This is a genomic window from Neisseria sp. P0019.S003, from assembly GCF_051957115.1.
GTDB lineage: Bacteria > Pseudomonadota > Gammaproteobacteria > Burkholderiales > Neisseriaceae > Neisseria > Neisseria flavescens_D.
The window spans coordinates 1-445 of the sequence record NZ_JBQCWT010000091.1 but is presented as its reverse complement, the minus strand read 5'-3'; the positions used below and the strand labels follow the sequence as shown (position 1 = coordinate 445).

The following is a 445-nucleotide window of genomic DNA, read 5'->3' as shown; positions in this document are numbered from 1 at the left end:
TAAAAAAAGCCTAATTTTGATTCCTTTGTTCGGCATTTTATATTGGGTAACCGGCAATATTCTCCTAGATCTTGAAAATCGTTCTAAAGCACACAGCACCATGACTGAACTTGCTCGTCGTATCAATAAAGACAACCTGTCAATTTGGATGTTCCCTGAAGGTACACGTAGCCGTGGTCGCGGTTTATTGCCATTCAAAACAGGTGCATTCCATGCAGCGATTGCAGCTGGCGTACCAATCGTGCCTGTGGTGTGCTCGACGACACATAACAAAATTGATTTAAATCGTTGGGATAATGGTAAGGTGATTTGTGAAATGATGGAGCCAATTGATATTTCATCCTACACAAAAGACAATGTTCGCGAACTTGCTACTTACTGTCACGATTTGATGGAAAAACGCATCGCTGAACTCGATGCTGAAATTGCACAAGGAAAATAATAT

General features: G+C 40.9%; 1 protein-coding gene. It reads left to right on the top strand.

Going from position 1 to position 445, the window contains the following annotated elements; translation table 11 throughout:
- Nucleotides 1–442, top strand: a 442-nt coding sequence (locus tag ACTHTS_RS11235) for a 1-acyl-sn-glycerol-3-phosphate acyltransferase (RefSeq protein WP_440370086.1), incomplete at its 5' end; no start/stop codon positions are given.
- Nucleotides 443–445 lie beyond the last annotated feature (3 nt).